Source organism: Maribacter corallii, assembly GCF_047345415.1.
In the GTDB taxonomy this organism is placed as follows: Bacteria; Bacteroidota; Bacteroidia; order Flavobacteriales; family Flavobacteriaceae; genus Maribacter_C.
Genome location: NZ_JBLFEP010000001.1, coordinates 647,140 through 666,323 on the forward strand (window position 1 = coordinate 647,140; position 19,184 = coordinate 666,323).

Sequence of the window (19,184 nt, forward strand, 5' to 3'; positions counted from 1 at the left end):
TTGATTGGGATGTTTTTGTTTACCTCCATCCTCATTTTGTTCCTTGTGGAGGCAGTTCAAGTCTAGCATTATTCCCTATATTTATGTTCTTAAAACCGACCTATGCCTCTTATTATCGTTATTGGTGGAATACTGCTCTTGTTTCTATTGATAGCCCAATTTAAACTCAACGCTTTTATTTCCTTTATCATCGTCTCCCTACTTGTTGGAGTAGCGGAAGGCATGGAAGTCCTTAAAGTGGTCGACTCCATTCAAACCGGGTTGGGAAAAACCTTGGGTAGTCTTATCATGATTTTGGGTTTGGGAGCCATGCTGGGAAAATTAGTGGCCGACAGCGGGGCCGCCCAGCGCATCACGACCAAATTGGTCGATAAATTCGGAAAGAAGAACATTCAATGGGCTGTGGTCTTGACCGGTTTTATTGTCGGTATTCCGATGTTCTATACGGTAGGCTTCGTGATTTTGGTTCCATTGGTGTTTACGGTGGCGGCAGCGACGGGTTTACCCCTAATTTACGTAGGTCTTCCGATGTTGGCCTCACTCTCGGTAACACATGGTTACCTTCCGCCCCACCCAGCCCCTACTGGTATCGCAGTCATGTTCGATGCGGATTTAGGGAAGACCTTACTCTATGGCATTATCGTGGCGATCCCAGCCATTATTGTTGCGGGACCCTTGTTTTCTAGAACTATCAAGAATATCGAAGCTACACCCTTAAAAGAGTTTTTAAATCCGAAAGTATTGCAGGAGGATGAAATGCCCAGTACAATGACCAGTATTTTGACCGCACTACTTCCGGTTATCCTAATTGGTATTGCGGCGTTACTGGATTTTTTACTTCCGGAAGCAAATGGGTTTAGAAAAATAGTGGCCATTGCAGGAAATCCCGTGATCGCCATGCTGATTTCGGTATTGGTCGCTATCTACACCCTAGGTCTGGCAAGAGGACGGAAAATGACCGAAATTATGAGTTCCGTTTCCAATGCGGTTGCCGGTATCACTATGGTTTTATTAATTATTGCAGGTGCAGGTGCCTTGAAGGAAGTGCTGATCGATAGCGGCGTTAGTGACTATATCGGTAACATGCTCAAAGGCTCTTCGATTTCCCCTCTGATTTTGGCCTGGTTGATTGCGACCGTCATTCGTATATGCGTTGGTTCGGCTACCGTTGCCGGTTTGACGGCAGCGGGTATTGCATTACCGCTGTTATCCGGTACCGATGTCAGTCCTGAATTGATGGTCTTGGCCATCGGCTCTGGTAGCTTGATGCTATCACATGTCAACGATGGCGGCTTTTGGCTGTACAAGGAGTATTTTAATCTCTCCGTAAAGGACACCTTGAAAACGTGGACAGTAATGGAAACCACGGTTGGCGTTATGGGCCTTGTCGGAGTTCTAATTTTAGATATATTCATTTAAAACAATACTATGGAAACACCTTCGGAACGAATAAAAGCATTAGGATTGCAATTACCCCCCGCACCGCCACCAGCAGGATTGTACAAGCCCGTTTTGGTCGTGGATAATTTTCTCTATATATCCGGACAAGGATGTATGCGCACCGATGGCACCTTGATTGTTGGCCGGGTAGGTGACACCCTTACTTTAGAGGAAGGAAAAGCAGCAGCACGACAAACAGCATTGACCATGCTGGCGACCATCACCACCCATTTCGGTGATGTCGATCGTATCAAACGGTTGGTCAAAACCTTGGGAATGGTGAATTGCACCCCTGATTTTGGAGATCAACCCCTGGTTATCAATGGGTATAGTGAATTAATGGCCGATGTTTTTGGCCCCGATTATGGCGTTGGTGTGCGCAGTGCAGTAGGCATGATGCTCCCAGGCGGTATTGCCGTGGAAATCGAGGCGATGTTTGAACTTCATCAATAAACTAAGCTGTCATGTCTGATTTAAACTGGTTCGAGGTTTCGGACACCTCCCATCTCATCTCCCCATCATTGTTGGTCTATCCCGATCTAATTGAACAAAACATTGCCGAAATGAAATCGGTAGTCGGCGATGTTAGTCGACTACGACCGCATATCAAAACGCATAAGACCGCCGAAATCATTCAACTTCAACTACGGGAAGGTATTCGAAAGTTCAAATGTGCGACCATCGCGGAAGCCGAGCTGCTGGGAAGTTGCGGCGGCGATGAAATCTTGTTGGCGATGCCCTTGGTAGGGGCCAATATCCTGCGTTTTGTAGCCTTGACACAACAGTTTCCCGAATCGAATTTTTCGACCTTGGTCGACAATTCCGGAACTCTAGAGGAAATCACCACCATAGCCTTGGAAAAAAACATTAGGTTGCAACTGTGGATGGATATCAATGTGGGGATGAACCGCACAGGGATCGTCCCCGATGGGAAGGCCGTAGCACTTTTTCGTGAGATTGACGAACATCCTCAACTTGAAGCGATGGGTTTCCATGTCTATGACGGACATATTCGCGAAACCGATTTTGATCGACAAAAGGAGGTCGTCGATACCGCTTACCTCAGCGTCGTCCAATTAAAAGAAACGATAGAACAACAAGGCATCACAGTGAAGCATATCGTTGCTGGGGGATCACCCTCCTTTCCGGTTCATGCCCAAAGGGCGAATGTCGATGTTGCACCGGGCACAACACTCTTATGGGATGCCCGTTATGGAGAACTTTTTCCTCATATGAATTTCCAGCCGGCCGCCATATTGTTTACACGGATCATTAGCAAACCAGCTCCGAATATCCTTTGCTTTGATCTCGGTCATAAGTCGATCGCACCTGAGATGAATTTTCCACGCGTACGGTTTTTGAACCTTCCGGACAGTGAACAAATCGGACAAAGCGAAGAACATTTAGTGGTCAAAGTAGCCGATGGCAGCAGCTATGAAGTCGGTCAAGGATTTTATGCGCTTCCTATGCATGTGTGCCCTACAGTAGCTAAATATGAAACCCTGCAAGTGGTAAAAGATGGAAGCATTATCAATCAATGGCAGGTCGCTGCGCGGAATCAAAAAATAACAATTTAAGCATGTTCATATTCGATGCCCATCTAGATTTATCCATGAACGCTTTGGAATGGAACCGTGATTTGCGGTGGCCCATTTCTGAAATTCGGGAAAGTGAAGTCGGCATGACCGACAAACCCGATCGGGGGAAAAATACCGTTTCCTTCGATGCGATGCGAAAAGGCAATATCGGACTCTGCGTCGCCACTCAGATCGCACGCTATGTACACCAGGACAATCCACTGCCTGGCTGGAACTCACCCCATCAAGCTTGGGCGCAAACACAAGGGCAACTCGCTTGGTACAGAGCGATGGAAGAGGCAGGCGAATTGGTTCAAATCACGAACCTAGAGCAGTTAAATGCCCATCTGGAACAATGGAACACTTCGACCGATGAACACAAACCCATCGGATATATTCTGAGTTTGGAAGGTGCTGATTCCATTATTTCCATTGAACATTTGCAACGCTCTTATGAACAGGGGCTACGCGCTATCGGTCCGGCTCATTACGGCCCTGGAACCTATGCCTATGGCACGGATTCGGTCGGGGGAATCGGTACCAAAGGAAAAGAATTGCTCAAGGAAGTAGCCCGTCTGAACATGATTTTGGATGCCACCCATTTATGTGACCAGAGCTTTTGGGAAGCCATGGATGTTTACCAAGGCGCCGTTTGGGCAAGTCATAACAATTGTAGAAAATTAGTCGATCACAATCGACAGTTTTCAGATGAACAACTTCAGGAACTGATCAATAGAAATGCGGTCATCGGGATGGTATTGGACGCCTGGATGATGGTTCCCAATTGGATTCGCGGTCAATCGACTCCGCAAGAAATGGGAGCCAGCTTGCAACAGATGGCCGACAACATCGACCATATCTGCCAAATGGCAGGTAATACGCTACATGTAGGAATCGGAACCGACCTCGATGGCGGTTTTGGCAAAGAACAATCCCCTGCGGATTTGGACACCATAGCCGACTTAAAACAAGTGCCTGAATTACTGACGGGTAGAGGGTACACCCAAACCGATATCGAAAATATCATGCATGGCAACTTTCTACGCTTTCTAAAAACACATTGGAAATGAACAGGAGAAAGTTTACAAAACTAACTTCTTTAGGCGCTCTAGGAGCGTTGCTACCCCAATGTGAGGATTTCGAATCCTTTCCATTTCAAAAAAATCAGGTCATCGGTTGTTTTGGGGATAGTGTCACCTATGGCGGTAAGAACGGATATGTTGAAAAGCTCCAACAGTTATCCGACACCTTAAGGCCCGATCTCAACCTGACCTTTCACAATTGGGGCAAAAGCAGTGAAACCGTTACCGGACTTACCGAAATCGGGCATCCGGGTCCTCGCCCCTATCTTTTTGAACGTCTGGACGAGGATTTGGCCAGCACCAAAATCGATGTGGCCTTTTTCTGTTATGGCATTAATTGTGGGATTTACGGGCGGCCCTCCGAAAAATTATTCGACAGCTTCAAAATAGGCGTGCTTTCCTTTTTGGAAAAACTAAAGCAAAAGGAAATCTCCGCCGTGTTACTCACTCCGCCTCCGCTCGCACTAAACACCGTACCAGTCGCTACGGACCTACAAAAACCCTTCACTTGGCAAAACCCATATCCGAACTATGAGGAAGAGGTGCTACAAAAGTTCAAGCGTATCATTTTGGATACAAAACACCCTTCGGTATTGGCCACAATAGACATTCATCAAGTGTTGTTGGACCATCAAAAGCAGTGTTATGATTCCGATCCGATCCACCCAAATTTGACCGGTCATCGATTGATTGCAGAGACAATCGTCGAAAACTTAGGGTTTTAACAGCCTTTTAAGTCCGTCTGGCAGGGTATTTGTTATTTTTGAGGTAACAAATCGACTTATACTATCGATGAATTCCAAGATTACATTTTTGGTACTGTTATGCCTCCCGCTGTTCGGACGGGCCCAATCGGATATTCCCACAGCCAAACCTCTGAAAATAGAGGCTGCGAACAAACTGGATGAAAAGGGAAAGACGGATAAAGGTACAGCGCTTCGCATTCCAGATGTGATCAAAGACAAGCCCAATATCAACTTCAAGGATTCCCTAATGGGAAGAAAACCTGTGAAAATGCTTCCCGACAAAAAATTGTTACAGGCAGGGCATAATATGAAAATAGACCCAAAGGTAGGTCCTAGAACAGCTAAAGAAGGCTCTAAAGACCATTTTCCAGATCAAAATCTAGGCGAAATCAAAAGCAATGGCAAGTTTGTAGGAATCGTTTGCCGGGATCATGAATATGTGGATGGAGATCGGGTAAAGATTTACGTCAATGGAAAAGTGGCCGATCCCAATATTTTATTGACTGGTGCCTTTAAAGGTGTGAATGCCGATTTGGAGAAAGGTTTTAATCAGCTGGTCTTTGAAGCGTTGAACGAGGGATCCTCATCCCCGAATACAGCTCAAATCGATGTCTATGATGATCAGGGGCAAATGATCTATTCGAACAAGTGGTTGCTCTCGGCAGGCTCTAAAGCAAGTTTGATCATTACCAAAGAGTAGCCCAATTTTACCAAGTACAGGTCATACCCCCCTTGTAAACAAGTAAAACAACCCATCACCCATTTCGAGATACTCTATTTATCTTTTACCCGGCACATAAGTTTCTTTGGCCCGTTTCAATACATCCTCCTTATAATATGGCACTTCTTTCCATTGGACATCGGCATACATTTGGATCTGATCATCGAAATGAGGCGAAGCAGGATTACCACTTTGCCCGCCCGCCAAAATACTCTTGGCCTTAACACGATCTCCAAATTCAACGGCGGCCACAAAACTATTCCCTCGCGTACCATACAGTTTTTTGGCATTCTCGCTACCATAGCGCGCGCCGTAGGCAGCCAAAGCCCCCCAACGCCCCGAAGCAAAACCAATAGGAATACTGGGTTTGCTATCGTCGAAAGGCTGACGGATATCCCCATTCAAACGTTGGTACCGATTCACCGCTCCCCAAGGCATATTCCAAGTTCCGAAATCAGTCATTAGTTGATCGATGACAGATTCGAAAATCCGAAGTTTTTCCGTATTTGGAGAGGTACTACCCCATAATTTGACGCGTTCCATGGGAATCATTCCTTCGGGGTATTTTCCTTCTCGATAATACGCTGTGCCATAAAAATGAGCCAAAGTCATGGCAACCGACTCTTTTGAAGTCCTAAAATCCCAATCGGCCAATACATCCACGGCACCCTGTAATTTGGGGTTTCTGTCGTGGTGTTCATAATAGGCTTTGACCAAACCGGGAATCAAAGCCTCGAATGCCGGCAAATAAGGGTCATGGGCCAATTGAATCAAACTATCCAAGGTATACCCCTTACGATCTTCCAATAGGGCGATAGCGTGTACCCCCCTGAAATTCTCGCGATCGATGGACATGTAGTTTGGGTAATCGGATTTCTTCGGACTAAATTCCAAAGCCGCGGTATAAGGCGTAGAGTTGCAGTTTTGCAACCATCCGTTTTCTGGGTTGAGCAAAAGAATATTCTCCGATTCAGGGTGAAGCCCTTGCCAATCCGTTTTGGGGTTGTTCCCTTCCACAGGTCTCGTGTAATCGAAAGAAGTGTCTCTTTTGGGAACAAAATTGCCATGAAAGTAAGCGATATTGCCTTCGGCATCGGCGTATACGGTATTGTTCGAAGAATTGGCGCGAATGTCCATCATCTCGCGAAAACCGGCATACCCATCTTGTTTGGTGCGGATAAAGGACTGCTCCAGGGCATTAACGGGTTCCCACATCATCGCGGACGCCGTCCATTGACCGTCTGTCAAATGTGTGATAGGGCCATGATGGGTGCGGTACATGGGAAATGTTCTTTCCTTGAAATCGGCCCCATTCTTATAGGTCAAGGTGACCTCGGTAGTGGTCACTGGCCTCAATTCTTCCCCATACTGATAAAATAACTCCTCTTCGTTTTTTACTACCGTTTCCTTGAACTCATCAATGACATCGGTATCACCAGAGGTGTGCATCCAACCGGTTTTTTCATTAAACCCTTGATAAACGAAAAATTGTCCCCAAGTCACCGCACCATAGGCATTCAGACCTTCATCACTGACTACATGCACCTCGCCACGAAAATAGAAGGACGTATGCGGATTGATCAATAACAGTGCATCACCGGATTGAGTCAACTCACCGGAAATAGCGATACCGTTAGAACCTTGAGGTTCGGCCTCCATCTCGATTTTTTCCAACTCTTCCAATTCCATTTTCGGTACCTCCATCCCACTCTCATAAAAGGCTTTGATACGATTGGTACGAATCCGTTCGATATCACCTCCAATAGAACCTTCACTAAAATACATGGGCATCCAAGGTTCAAAATGTGTCAGTAATCTGGGTTGTACCTCAGGATGGGTTTCCAAATAGTAATTGATGCCATCCGCAAAGGCATCACATAGCTTCTTCAACCAATCAGGACTCTTTTCATAGTTCGCTTTTGCTTCTTCTTCGGTCATAAAAAGTTTTGCTCTTAGGTCACTATAAAGAGCTGCTTCACCTTCGACCTCGGCCAATCTTCCTGTGGCCCAAATATAATTTTGCTCAACGCGATTGAAATCATCCTCGCATTGGGCATATAATAAGCCGAACACGGCATCGGCATCGGTTTTTCCATAGATATGCGGCACTCCAAAATCATCGCGGATAATCGTCACATTTTCGGCCTTTTGTGCCAAACTAGATGCTGTTGTTTCTGAGTTCGTATCCGTTTTGCAGGAAAGCAGGGCCAGGGCAATTAGTAGCAGTAGATTTCGCATTTTCAAAAAATTAACGGTTCAGTGGTGTTAAATTAATCGACTTACCGCTTAAAAACTAATTTTAGAACCCAAAATAAACCATCGCGGAATACTTGCTTTTTAGGTATCTTGCAGATTCTTCAATAGCGACTATGTCAGAAAAAAAAGTAAGCATACTTACCGCGTTCAAAACCATCATTTGGCCCAGACGGAATTTGGTATTCATCGGCCTGTTACTTATCGTCATCAGTAAGGCGGCAAGTTTTGTCACCCCTATAGCCTCAAAATATTTGATCGATGATGTCATCGCCAAAAAAGACCTGCCCCTGTTGAAACTCTTAGTGGCCGGGGTAATCTTGGCTATTTTCGTGCAGGCAACAACCTCTTTTCTCTTGACCAAGATCTTAAGCGTACAGGCCCAATTTTTGATTTCCGAGCTGCGGGCCCAAGTACAGAAAAAGGTACTGTCATTACCCATTCGTTTTTTCGATAATACCAAATCAGGGGCATTGGTCTCAAGGATTATGTCTGATGTTGAAGGAGTTCGAAATCTCATCGGTACCGGTCTGGTACAATTGGTTGGTGGAACCATTACCGCCATCGTTTCTTTGATTCTATTATTGGGAATAAGCCCTACCATGACCCTATTCACCTTTATTCCCTTGGCCATATTCGCGGTCATCGCTTTGAAAGCCTTTAAGATCATTCGCCCCATTTTTCGCAAACGGGGGAAAATCAACGCGGATGTCAAAGGAAGACTGACCGAAACTTTAGGTGGTATTCGTGTTATCAAAGGCTTTAATGCCGAAGCCCAAGAACATAAGATTTTCGAGGAAGGAGTCGATGAGTTATTTCAAAACGTTAAAAAGAGTCTGACCACTACAGCTTTTATGACCAGTTCAGCAACTTTTCTGATCGGTATTGCAACAACCGGAGTTATGGGTTTAGGTGGCTACAAGATCATTCAAGGTGAATTGACCATAGGTGACTTGTTGATGTTCACAGTCCTATTAGGCACTATGGTCGCCCCTATCGTGCAAATGAGCAATATTGGCAGTCAGCTTACGGAGGCCTTAGCAGGACTTGACCGTACCGAGGAACTCATGAACATCACTGCGGAGTCAGAGGAAACCGACCGGACCATTGCCCTCGACAAAATACAGGGAAATATGGTTTTTGAACAGGTCTCATTTGCATATGAAGAAGACAAAGAAGTAGTGCATGACGTGAGTTTTGAAGCGAGATCCGGGGAGGTTATCGCCCTCGTGGGTAGTTCCGGTTCCGGGAAGACCACCATTGCTGGATTGGCAGCAAGCTTTTTGAATCCGCTCTCTGGAAAAATAACGATTGATGGGGAAGACCTTTCCAAAGTGAAACTCGATAGTTTTAGACAGTACTTGGGCGTCGTACTCCAAGATGACTTTTTGTTCGAGGGAACCATTCGCGAGAATATCCTTTTCCCGCGGCCGAATGCGACTGAAAGAGAACTACAGCAGGCCGTTAAGGCTGCCTATGTGGACGAATTCACCGACCGTTTCGAAGACGGCCTGGACACCCTGATCGGAGAGCGTGGCATCAAACTTTCTGGCGGACAACGTCAACGAATCGCTATTGCCAGAGCGGTTTTGGCAGACCCTAAAATCTTGATCTTGGACGAAGCCACTTCAAATCTCGATACGGAAAGTGAGGCATTGATTCAAAAGAGTTTGGCCGAGTTGACCAAGGGTAGAACCACTTTTGTTATCGCGCATCGTTTGAGCACGATTCGCAAAGCCGATAAAATACTGGTTATCGAGGAAGGGCGTATTGCCGAGCGGGGAACTCATGATGAGTTGATTGCACAAGAAGGACGCTATCATAACTTATTCACGTATCAGGCCAGAATCTAGCTCTCAGGAGCGAGTTCTACCTCAAGCCCGTCAAGGTCTTCGGTCATACGGATCTGACAACCTAAACGAGAATTGTCCTCCACATAAAAAGCTTCGGCCAACATAGCGTCTTCATCATCGGACATTTCCGGAAGGGCATGCGCTGACTTCACATAACACTGACAAGATGCGCACATGGCCATACCGCCACAAACTCCAATAGTGCCCTCTGGTGCCAATTCATAGGAACGTACGACCTCCATCAAATTCATATTCATGTCAGTAGGTGCATCTACTTCGTGCTGTACACCCTCTCTATCGGTAATTTTAATCTTGATATCCATGGCAGGGTTTAGGAGTTAGGGTTTTAGGGTTTAGTATTCATTGATTGAATTAGTCTATAAAGCATCCTAGAAATTTCATTTGACTTATCTATTAATTCTTTTTATTTGTCCTCGTTTACATATTCCAATCTTTTTGACAAATATAACATAGAACGAACTTCACTGTTTGAACTTGATGCTATGTATAAAAATCTTATAAAATCTGGATTTGTTTTTCGATCAAATCCTTCAGCTATATTATTTGAAATAGATACGGAAGCCCGGATAATTTGATCTTTAAAATGATAATCTTTGAGGTTAGAGAAGTTTTTGTAAATCGAAACGGAAAAATCCTGAGCCTTTTGCCAAACAATTAAGTCCTCGAATTTTTTTACTGCCATATACTATTACTGAATCATTAGTTCCTTGCTCCTAACCCCTTGCTCCTAGCTACAGCCATCATTCAATGGCCTTGACTACCGCTTTTGGCGCCTCCTTCTTGCTGCCATCAAAACCGGTAACTCCACCCACAGTGGTGTATTTCATCACATACTTCTTTTCAGGGAAGATTCGCTGATAGGCACTTTGGCACATTAAAGTGGCTTCATGAAACCCGCAAAGAATCAATTTTAGCTTTCCGGGATAGGTATTGACATCACCAATAGCATATATACCAGGAATATTGGTTTGATAGTCGAGGGTATTATCTACCTTAATTGCGTTTTTTTCGATTTCAAGGCCCCAATCGGCAATAGGCCCCAACTTAGGGGAAAGCCCAAATAGGGGTATAAAGTTATCCACTTCCAATACCCTATCACCTTCCGTATCACCGACTTTCCGTATGACGACCGACTCCAGTTGGTCCGTTCCATTGAGCCCAACGATTTCTGCGGGAGTAATCAAATTGACTCTTCCCTGATTTTTCAACTGTTGCACTTTCTCTACGGAATCCAATGCCCCACGAAACTCATTTCTACGATGCACTAAAGTTACTTCTGCAGCTACATCGGCCAAGAAGATACTCCAGTCCAATGCCGAATCCCCGCCTCCGGCGATAACCACTTTTTTATCTCTGTATACTTCGGGGTCCTTTATGATATAAGCGATGCCTTTATCCTCGAAAGCACCGATATTTTCAAGTAGTGGTTTTCGAGGCTCAAAACTACCCAGACCCCCTGCGATAGCTACAATTGGTGCATGGTGTTCAGTGCCTTTGTTCGTTGTTACCACAAAGGAGCCATCTTCAAGTTTCTTGATGGTCTCCGCGCGTTCACCCAATGTAAAGCCAGGTTGAAAGGGTTTGATCTGTTCCATCAGATTGTCGACAAGATCCCCAGCCAATACTTCTGGAAATCCCGGAATATCATAGATGGGCTTTTTGGGATAAATTTCGGAGCATTGTCCGCCAGCCTGCGGTAACGCGTCGATTAAATGGCATTTGAGTTGTAAAAGTCCTGCCTCAAAAACAGCAAAAAGACCCGTAGGGCCTGCTCCAATTATCAGTATGTCCGTTTTGATCATTAAAATTTAAATTAAAAAAGCAGGGCAAAAATATACTATTGCCACGCTTCTTTTTATGATTTTTGTCAGCTTAAATTGATCACCTCCTGAATTTGGGGAGCGTATTTTTTTATGGTCATCTCCACTCCGCTTTTGAGTGTCATCTGATTGACCGAACAACCAACGCAAGCCCCTTCCAATTTCACTTTAACGGAACTATCGCCATCGATGGAAACCAATGAAATATCACCACCATCACTCTGCAGGAAAGGTCGGATTTCATCAAGCGCTTTTTCAATATTCGCTTTCAGTTGTTCGGGAGTCATTGTTGTCATAATTACTTCTTTTTAACAGCGGAACACCCAGCCATTGTCGTTATTTTGATAGCCTCGGTAGGAGGTAGACTCTTATTTCTGAGCACCACTTCTTGCACTACGTTCTTGGTCAATTCTTCAAAAGCAGCTTCTATAGGCGTAGCGGTCTGTAAAGCGGCTGGCCTACCCACATCGCCTGCCTCGCGAATACTCTGCACCAGGGGAATTTCCCCTAAAAAAGGCACTTTTAGATCTTCGGACAAGCGTTGGGCGCCCTCTTTACCGAATATATAATATTTGTTTTCCGGCAATTCAGCCGGGGTAAAGTACGCCATATTCTCTGCAATACCCAGAACCGGAACATTGATGGAATCTTGTTGAAACATCGCAACTCCTTTTTTTGCATCCGCCAAGGCGACCTCCTGCGGAGTGCTCACGATAACTGCTCCTGTTACCGGCATCGCCTGCATGATACTTAAATGAATATCACCGGTACCTGGTGGCAGGTCTAACAACATGAAATCGAGTTCGCCCCAATGAGCATCGAAAATCATTTGGTTCAAAGCCTTTGAGGCCATAGGACCTCTCCAAATCACGGCTTGGTTCGGTTGGGTGAAAAACCCGATGGAAAGCATTTTGACGCCATAACTTTCAACAGGTTTCATCTTTGATTTTCCGCCGACATTAACGGCCAATGGTTTTTCATGAACCACATCGAACATAATCGGCATGGACGGCCCATAGATATCGGCATCCAAGAGCCCTACTTTGAATCCCATTTTTGCCAAGGTCACCGCTAAATTAGCAGTTACGGTAGATTTACCAACACCGCCTTTTCCGGAAGCGACCGCAATAATATTTTGAATACCGGGTATGGCTTTCCCTTTTATCTCGTTGGCTTTGGGTTTGGCACTGGATGCTTCGACCTTGAGATTGATCTTTATCTTGGCCTTCTGATATACCTCCGCATGAATGACTTTCAAGATTTCAACCTCGGTCTTTTTTCGTGCCTGGAGACTAGGGTTATTGATGGTCACATCAATCTCTACTTCGTCACCAAAAATCTGTACGTTTTTCACCGCACCACTCTCTACCATATTCTGTCCCTCCCCGGGCACTGTAATCTGTTCGAGTGCCTTAAGAACTTCCTTCTTATCTATCTTCATTATATAAAATGATTCTAAACAACAAAGATAGCCTTTGAGAGCGAGATTCGGAAGGCATGGGATTGAAAAGTAACATGCTGTGATAGAGTGATACTATGGGTTTTGAGAAGCCTAAAAATCGACAGGTGGGCAAAGAAGTCTTAACAAATGAAATGAATCATTCCGGTTTTGACGGAATTGACATTCCCATTTACCCAAGCTCCTTAAAAGGATCCCAGAAATGCTTCTCCAAATCTTGGATTTGGTTGTCGATGACCACAATACCTTCACTTTCCAACAATTGCTGCATTAAATTAGTGCCTTCAAAATGATGCTTTCCTGTGAGGAGGCCGGCCTTGTTGACAACCCGATGTGCAGGAACATTTTCCATCCCTCCGGCACCGTTCATGGCCCAGCCTACCATACGCGCACTTCGTGCGGCACCTAGATATTTGGCAATGGACCCATAGGAAGTTACGCGACCATACGGAATCTGTTCGGCGACTTCGTATACTTTTTGGAAAAAATTCTTGTTTTCTGGTTTCATTTACTCACAAATAGCTTAAAAAGGGTTATCGAAAAAAGAACCACCATTAACCCGCTAAGAATATAGTTCGCATTTTTTGAAAATCGGTTGGTCCGCTGCTCCATACGGTCAAAATAGAATACGTACAGGTACATGGCCAAAAAAGTTCCGCATCCGGCAGAAAAAATAAAAATAATTTCATCGACAACGGTGTAGTTCATGAAACCTTGGCTATGAAAAAAAGTATTCATACCGGCATAATAAGGAATGGTCAATAAATTCAGGGCCGCCAGAAACATTCCTTTCGTAAAACTTCCCCGTTTTTTACTCTTATCATAGGTAATGGTGTCTTTAGGCTGTTTTTTACCCTTGAACCAAAAGAAAATCGCTAGCGTCCCAAAAATGACCAAAGCGGCCTGCATCAGTATTTCGATTACCTGTGGATTCTGGGTCAAGAACTTTGAGATTCGGACAGCGAGATACGCCTGAAACATGACGACCACTCCTACTCCGAGGCCAAAAACAATTCCATTTTTTTTACCTTTTTCAACACTGGTCTTTGCGGCATTCATATTCAACAGTCCAGGAGGTAACGAGGCAACAAAGGCGGCCGTCAATGTAGAAACTCCCAATAGTAATAACTGTTGCATCTGTTTTGTTTTCTGCTAATGGACCTTAAACTGTAGGTAGGTAATAGGCTTCCCTCTTTCAAGGTACTGATTTTCGTAGAAAGTCTGAATCTCCAAAACATCTATAGGGCTTCCTTCATTCTTATATACATCGTGGTTGGCGTAAATTATTTCCAAATCTAGACCGTGTAAGAGCCCCAGGGTATAGCCGTGCATAAATTCACTATCCGTCTTCAAATGAACGACCCCATCGGCTTTTAAAACCTGTTGATATTTTTTAAGGAAGTCTCTATTGGTCATTCGGTGTTTGGTGCGCTTGTATTTGATTTGAGGGTCAGGAAAAGTTATCCATATTTCCGAAACTTCACCTTTATCGAACAATTGATCAATCAATTCGATTTGAGTACGAAGAAAGGCTACATTTTCTAAATTCCCTTCCAACCCGATTTTCGCTCCCCGCCATAATCGTGCCCCTTTAATATCAATTCCGATATAATTTTTCTGAGGATTTTTTTTCGCTAAACCTATAGTATATTCGCCTTTGCCACAACCCAGCTCCAACACAATAGGTTTGTCGTTTCCAAAATGGGATTTCCAATTCCCTTTTAACGAAAAACCCCTTTGGATCTCTTCGCGTTGGGGTTGAATGACATTTTTGAAGGTCTCATTATCCTTGAACCGTTTCAGCTTGTTTTTACTTCCCACCGGATTACATTTTTCATCGGCACAAAGCTAGTGAAAACTAGGTTGAAGCAGTAGAAGTTTCCGTGGGTATTGCAACCGTTACCTTTTCTAGGGTAAACGAGAATTCAGAACCTACATCTGGCACGCTCTCCACATAAATTCGCTCTTCATGGGCCTCAATGATGTGCTTGACAATGGCCAATCCAAGTCCAGACCCCCCTTCTTTTCTACTACCGCTTTTATCAACACGATAAAAACGTTCGAATAATCTCGGAATGTGATTCTCGGGTATTCCTTCGCCATTATCAGTGACCCTAACGATTACCTTATTTTGAATAAGGTTTTCAACACTCACCTCGGTGGTACCATTTTCATTCCCATATTTGATTGAATTCACTAGTAGATTTGTGACTACTTGTCTAATTTTTTCACTGTCGCCCCTTACCCAAATAGGTTCAGCATACTCCATATCAAAGGTGAGTGATATTTTCTTCTTGGCCGCCTTCATTTCAAGAAGCTCAAAAGCGGTTTTAATTAACTCGATAATATCAAATTCTTCCCAGATTACATTCATATCACCGGCCTCCAGTTTGGTAATCAGATCAAGGTCCTTTACAATGTAAATCAAACGATCAACTGCCTTATTGGCCCTTTGCAGGTATTTTTTGCGTACATTTTTATCATCGATGGCTCCGTCTAATAGGGTTTCTAAATACCCTTGCACTGTGAAAAGAGGTGTTTTCAGTTCGTGGGAAACATTTCCTAGAAATTCTTTTCGATACTCTTCTCGGATCTTTAAGGTGTCGATCTCAATTTTCTTGTCCTGCGCAAATTTTTCAATTTCCTCGGTCAAGGTGCTCATATTGGTCGTAATGGTTCGAGATGTCAAGGTGCTTGACTCTAAGAGGGAAACATCATCATATATTCGTTTGATCCGACGGTAGATGAACTTTTCAATACGAAGCTGAACAATGAGAAAGGATATCAGGAAAGTCAACGCGATAAAAATCGCCAAAAAGGCCCAGTTTTCAATTTCCGTGAACCGCATTAATGACCAAAGTAATACGGTAAGTACTACAGAAATAAAAAAAGCGGTGCGAAAGGCGAATTTATATGATCTCTTTAAACGTATGGCCATTGCACCAATTTAGCAAAAAAAAGGTACTATAACACAAATTTATAACCTACGCCCTTTATGGTCTTGAAATGCCCTTCGCCGATCTTTTCACGAAGTTTTCTAATGTGAACATCAATAGTTCGGCCACCAACGACTACTTCATTTCCCCAAACACGATCCAAGATGACCTCTCGTTTAAAAACCTTACCAGGTTTTGAGGTGAGTAGTGACAAAAGTTCGAATTCCTTTCTGGGCAGCACCAACTCATTGCCGTCATTTATGATTTTGTACTCTTCGCGATTGATTACAATATTACCGACTGTTACGATATCTTCAGAAGCGGACTCCTCTTCTTTCAATCGACGCAAGAGCGCTTTCACTTTACTAATGAGCACCTTCGGTTTGATCGGTTTTGTGATGTAATCGTCAGCTCCGGCATCAAAGCCGGCCACTTGGGAATAATCTTCCCCTCTTGCGGTAAGAAATGTAATGATCGTATTTTCCAAGCCTTTGGTGTTCCTGATAATCTCACAGGCCTCAATACCATCCATTTCGGGCATCATAACGTCTAGAACGATGAGATGTGGTTGCTTTTTCTTTGCTTTTGAAACACCATCTACACCGTTCTTGGCCGTGTAGACTTGATATCCTTCCGCTGAGAGATTATAACTTAAAATTTCCAGGATGTCCGGTTCATCATCAACGAGCAGAATTCTGATATCTTTCTTTTTCATTGGCTCTTTTGAATTGGTCTTTCATCAAAAATAAAGATAAAAGTCTTACCTCTTCTACTCTTAACCTTGATTTAATCCTAGTAACGTTTAGATAACATTGGGGGTTTAATGGCATTCATTTGGGTTGAGGATGATGTGACTGTTTTATCGGAAACCATGCATTTCATCGATCTTTTGCCATTATACTTAGATCTATGTGCGTATTGGAAACCTAGAATTCTTATATTTGTGGTATGTTATTTGCTGAATAACCCATATGAAGCACCTTTACCTATTGTTCTTCTTTCTATTCGTTGCTGTTTGCTCTGGCCAAGAAGCCAAAGCCAATGGTGATATTGATGGGTTTAAACTCTATCCTAATCCGGTGACTACCGGTCAGGTATATATAAATACCGCTCAAAATGCGCCGAAACAAGTTCTGATTTTCGATGTGCTGGGTACGCAAGTTATGGAAACGACCATTTTAGGACCTGAATTGAATGTGTCCGATTTGGATGCAGGTGTCTATGTCCTTCGTGTTTATGAAAAGGACAAAGTGGCCACCAGAAAATTGATTATCAAGTAAATTACTTTCCAATAAAGAGAAAATACCGGACTCCCAGATTCGACGATTTGCACAATTAATCGATGAACGGCACGCCGTGTTTTATTTACCTACAATTTATCGAATTTCACAACATAATTGAGGTCAAGGTAGTCCGTTTCATTATCTTTACTTTGTTGATCCCAAATCAATAACCTATGAAAAAATGCTACTTCGGTCTGTTGTTGCTTTTTGCCGTGTCATCCTATGCGCAGGAAGCATCTAATACCAACGACCCTTTTACAGTTAAGAAATCTACCTTTCAGCTCTATCCCAATCCGGCGGTAAACGATATGGTATATATCACGACAGCCACCAATGGGAAGAAAGAAATCGCTGTTTACGATGTTTTCGGCGAAGTTGTGCTAACCGATCGCATCGCGTCAAAAACATTGAACATTTCCCGTTTGGTGGCTGGCGTGTATGTGCTACAGGTGACGGAAAACGGTGATACCATGACAAGAAAGCTTGTGGTAAAATAGAACGAATTCGTTTTCGAATACTACCCCGTCTATACCGACAGGGTTTTTTTGTTTCATTCTCCTAATGGATCTGTATTTTTACCGTACGAATCCATGCCCATGTACCACCTGCCCATATTCGATATCAAAACTCCAGCTGAATTCGAATTGCAAGCATTGAACGTCTATCGGTTTCAATATCATAACAACGAAGTATACCACACCTATTGTGGCTATTTGGATAAAGATCCCGAAACGGTGAAACGCGTTGCGGACATTCCGTTTTTACCCATTGGGTTTTTTAAGTCAAAACGCATATCTAGTGGAAATAGAGACCCTGAAGTCATTTTTTCGAGTAGCGGCACTACAGGCAGCACTACGAGCAAGCATTATGTAGCCTCTCTAGCTGTATATCAAAAGAGTTATCGTAAAGCCTTTGAGCAATTTTATGGGAAGATAGAAGAGTATTGCATATTAGCCTTACTACCTTCATATCTTGAACGCAAAGGTTCTTCCCTTATTTATATGGTGGACGATCTCATTCAAAAAAGCGGACATCAAGACAGTGGATTTTACCTTGATGATCTTTCATCACTTTATGAAAAAATACGACAATTGGACTCTAATGGGCAAAAAACCTTATTAATCGGGGTTTCTTTTGCATTACTGGACTTTGTAGAACACTTTCCAATGAAACTCACCAATACGGTCATTATGGAAACCGGTGGTATGAAGGGAAGACGGAAGGAATTGATCCGCGCCGAACTACATCAACAGTTATCCAAAGGCTTTGGAGTGCCGACCATACATTCGGAATATGGAATGACCGAATTGCTTTCGCAAGCCTACTCCAGTGGCAACGGTATTTTCAAGACACCCCCATGGATGAAAATCCTTATTCGGGATACCGAAGACCCCTTAAGTCTTCAAAAAGCGGGAAAAACAGGCGGATTAAATGTCATTGATTTGGCCAATATCCATTCTTGTTCCTTTATTGCCACACAAGATTTGGGCAAGAAACATCAAGATGGAAGTTTTGAAATTCTCGGGCGATTCGATAATTCAGATATCCGGGGATGTAACCTTATGGTCATTTAAGGTCTCTAGAACGATTCTGGCTACAATTTGGAATATACCAAGGAAATCTCGTCGTCCGCCAGCTGCGGATCGTCAATGAATGTCAAAATCAAAATCGTTCCGTCAATTTGGTAGGTATAGGCAATACGCTCCTTGATGACGATACTATCATTTTGAATGGTAAAAGGGTATGTTCCACTACCCGTCACGAAATTAGTCCCTTCTGAATTGTCGACCCGAACCTCATTTGCCATGGTATCAAACTCCAGTTGATGAACCGAGAAGTCAAAATCGTCGGGGAAAAAGCAAAAACAACGTACGCTCTGAAGCGCCCATTTTCCATCGAGGTCTGACGTCATGGAAGGTTCACTCACCTTATCCAATTTTTCACAAGACATAAATAAAGTGAAGATCAATAGACAAAAGGCAACATATCTCAT

The 19,184-nt window shown here is 43.7% G+C and carries 22 protein-coding genes; 10 read left to right on the plus strand and 12 right to left on the minus strand.

Annotated elements, in window-relative coordinates; genetic code table 11:
- Positions 1-102 precede the first annotated feature (102 nt).
- The 6 genes from ACKWCA_RS02900 (at position 103) to ACKWCA_RS02925 (ending at position 5,545) form a co-directional block, all read left to right on the plus strand.
- The gene (locus tag ACKWCA_RS02900; protein ID WP_413976632.1) at positions 103-1,419 is read left to right on the plus strand and encodes a gluconate:H+ symporter; all 1,317 of its coding nucleotides are present in this window, start codon (positions 103-105) and stop codon (positions 1,417-1,419) included.
- 9 nt (positions 1,420-1,428) lie between these two features.
- Positions 1,429-1,893 carry a RidA family protein gene (locus tag ACKWCA_RS02905; RefSeq protein WP_413976633.1) on the plus strand — a complete coding sequence of 155 codons (465 nt, stop codon included), beginning with the start codon at positions 1,429-1,431 and terminating at the stop codon, positions 1,891-1,893.
- An 11-nt stretch (positions 1,894-1,904) separates the two neighbouring features.
- Positions 1,905-3,017, plus strand: coding sequence for a D-TA family PLP-dependent enzyme (locus ACKWCA_RS02910; RefSeq protein WP_413976634.1), 1,113 nt, complete (start codon positions 1,905-1,907; stop codon positions 3,015-3,017).
- 2 nt (positions 3,018-3,019) lie between these two features.
- Positions 3,020-4,087 (plus strand): dipeptidase, encoded by a 1,068-nt coding sequence (locus tag ACKWCA_RS02915; RefSeq protein WP_413976635.1) that lies wholly within the window; start codon positions 3,020-3,022, stop codon positions 4,085-4,087.
- The gene (locus ACKWCA_RS02920; RefSeq protein WP_413976636.1) at positions 4,084-4,824 is read left to right on the plus strand and encodes a GDSL-type esterase/lipase family protein; all 741 of its coding nucleotides are present in this window, start codon (positions 4,084-4,086) and stop codon (positions 4,822-4,824) included. The genes ACKWCA_RS02915 and ACKWCA_RS02920 overlap by 4 nt, the downstream gene beginning before the upstream one ends.
- A 67-nt stretch (positions 4,825-4,891) precedes the next feature.
- Entirely contained in the window at positions 4,892-5,545 is a 654-nt protein-coding gene (locus ACKWCA_RS02925; protein WP_413976637.1) for a hypothetical protein, read from the plus strand.
- A 78-nt stretch (positions 5,546-5,623) separates the two neighbouring features.
- On the opposite strand, the gene ACKWCA_RS02930 is transcribed toward ACKWCA_RS02925, so the two are convergent.
- The gene (locus tag ACKWCA_RS02930; RefSeq protein WP_413976638.1) at positions 5,624-7,804 is read right to left on the minus strand and encodes an acylase; all 2,181 of its coding nucleotides are present in this window, start codon (positions 7,802-7,804) and stop codon (positions 5,624-5,626) included.
- A 131-nt stretch (positions 7,805-7,935) separates the two neighbouring features.
- Between ACKWCA_RS02930 and ACKWCA_RS02935 the strand changes: the two genes are divergently transcribed.
- Positions 7,936-9,672: an ABC transporter ATP-binding protein gene (locus ACKWCA_RS02935; RefSeq protein ID WP_413976639.1), complete on the plus strand. Its 1,737-nt coding sequence runs from the start codon at positions 7,936-7,938 to the stop codon at positions 9,670-9,672.
- On the opposite strand, the gene ACKWCA_RS02940 is transcribed toward ACKWCA_RS02935, so the two are convergent.
- From ACKWCA_RS02940 to ACKWCA_RS02985, 10 genes are all read right to left on the minus strand, one after another.
- Positions 9,669-9,995, minus strand: coding sequence for a 2Fe-2S iron-sulfur cluster-binding protein (locus ACKWCA_RS02940; protein ID WP_413976640.1), 327 nt, complete (start codon positions 9,993-9,995; stop codon positions 9,669-9,671). The two genes, ACKWCA_RS02935 and ACKWCA_RS02940, sit on opposite strands and share 4 nt — an antisense overlap.
- 101 nt (positions 9,996-10,096) lie before the next feature.
- Positions 10,097-10,375 (minus strand): four helix bundle protein, encoded by a 279-nt coding sequence (locus ACKWCA_RS02945; RefSeq protein ID WP_413976641.1) that lies wholly within the window; start codon positions 10,373-10,375, stop codon positions 10,097-10,099.
- 58 nt (positions 10,376-10,433) lie between these two features.
- On the minus strand, positions 10,434-11,495 hold the full coding sequence (locus ACKWCA_RS02950) for an NAD(P)/FAD-dependent oxidoreductase (protein WP_413976642.1): 1,062 nt from the start codon (positions 11,493-11,495) through the stop codon (positions 10,434-10,436).
- Positions 11,496-11,560: 65 nt separating this feature from the next.
- Positions 11,561-11,800 (minus strand): NifU family protein, encoded by a 240-nt coding sequence (locus ACKWCA_RS02955; RefSeq protein ID WP_413977116.1) that lies wholly within the window; start codon positions 11,798-11,800, stop codon positions 11,561-11,563.
- Between the two features lie 11 nt (positions 11,801-11,811).
- The gene (locus tag ACKWCA_RS02960; RefSeq protein WP_413976643.1) at positions 11,812-12,954 is read right to left on the minus strand and encodes an Mrp/NBP35 family ATP-binding protein; all 1,143 of its coding nucleotides are present in this window, start codon (positions 12,952-12,954) and stop codon (positions 11,812-11,814) included.
- Positions 12,955-13,144: 190 nt separating this feature from the next.
- Positions 13,145-13,480 carry an MGMT family protein gene (locus ACKWCA_RS02965; protein WP_413976644.1) on the minus strand — a complete coding sequence of 112 codons (336 nt, stop codon included), beginning with the start codon at positions 13,478-13,480 and terminating at the stop codon, positions 13,145-13,147.
- On the minus strand, positions 13,477-14,109 hold the full coding sequence (locus tag ACKWCA_RS02970; protein WP_413976645.1) for a LysE family transporter: 633 nt from the start codon (positions 14,107-14,109) through the stop codon (positions 13,477-13,479). The genes ACKWCA_RS02965 and ACKWCA_RS02970 overlap by 4 nt, the downstream gene beginning before the upstream one ends.
- Positions 14,110-14,124: 15 nt before the next feature.
- Positions 14,125-14,793, minus strand: a complete 669-nt coding sequence (gene trmB / locus ACKWCA_RS02975) for a tRNA (guanosine(46)-N7)-methyltransferase TrmB (RefSeq protein WP_413976646.1) — start codon at positions 14,791-14,793, stop codon at positions 14,125-14,127.
- Positions 14,794-14,830: 37 nt separating this feature from the next.
- Complete coding sequence (locus ACKWCA_RS02980) at positions 14,831-15,910, minus strand: sensor histidine kinase (protein ID WP_413976647.1); 1,080 nt, start codon at positions 15,908-15,910, stop codon at positions 14,831-14,833.
- 26 nt (positions 15,911-15,936) lie between these two features.
- Complete coding sequence (locus tag ACKWCA_RS02985) at positions 15,937-16,623, minus strand: response regulator transcription factor (protein ID WP_413976648.1); 687 nt, start codon at positions 16,621-16,623, stop codon at positions 15,937-15,939.
- Between the two features lie 256 nt (positions 16,624-16,879).
- Here ACKWCA_RS02985 and ACKWCA_RS02990 point away from each other — a divergent pair, with 256 nt between their 5' ends.
- The 3 genes from ACKWCA_RS02990 to ACKWCA_RS03000 all read left to right on the plus strand — a co-directional run bounded on the left by ACKWCA_RS02990 (position 16,880) and on the right by ACKWCA_RS03000 (position 18,765).
- The gene (locus ACKWCA_RS02990) at positions 16,880-17,188 is read left to right on the plus strand and encodes a T9SS type A sorting domain-containing protein (protein ID WP_413976649.1); all 309 of its coding nucleotides are present in this window, start codon (positions 16,880-16,882) and stop codon (positions 17,186-17,188) included.
- A gap of 176 nt (positions 17,189-17,364) precedes the next feature.
- A complete protein-coding gene (locus ACKWCA_RS02995; protein WP_413976650.1) occupies positions 17,365-17,688 on the plus strand; it encodes a T9SS type A sorting domain-containing protein in 324 nt (107 codons plus the stop codon).
- Positions 17,689-17,787: 99 nt separating this feature from the next.
- Positions 17,788-18,765, plus strand: coding sequence for a LuxE/PaaK family acyltransferase (locus ACKWCA_RS03000; protein ID WP_413977117.1), 978 nt, complete (start codon positions 17,788-17,790; stop codon positions 18,763-18,765).
- A gap of 20 nt (positions 18,766-18,785) precedes the next feature.
- Here the strand turns inward: ACKWCA_RS03000 and ACKWCA_RS03005 are convergent, their stop codons facing one another.
- On the minus strand, positions 18,786-19,184 hold the full coding sequence (locus ACKWCA_RS03005; RefSeq protein WP_413976651.1) for a hypothetical protein: 399 nt from the start codon (positions 19,182-19,184) through the stop codon (positions 18,786-18,788).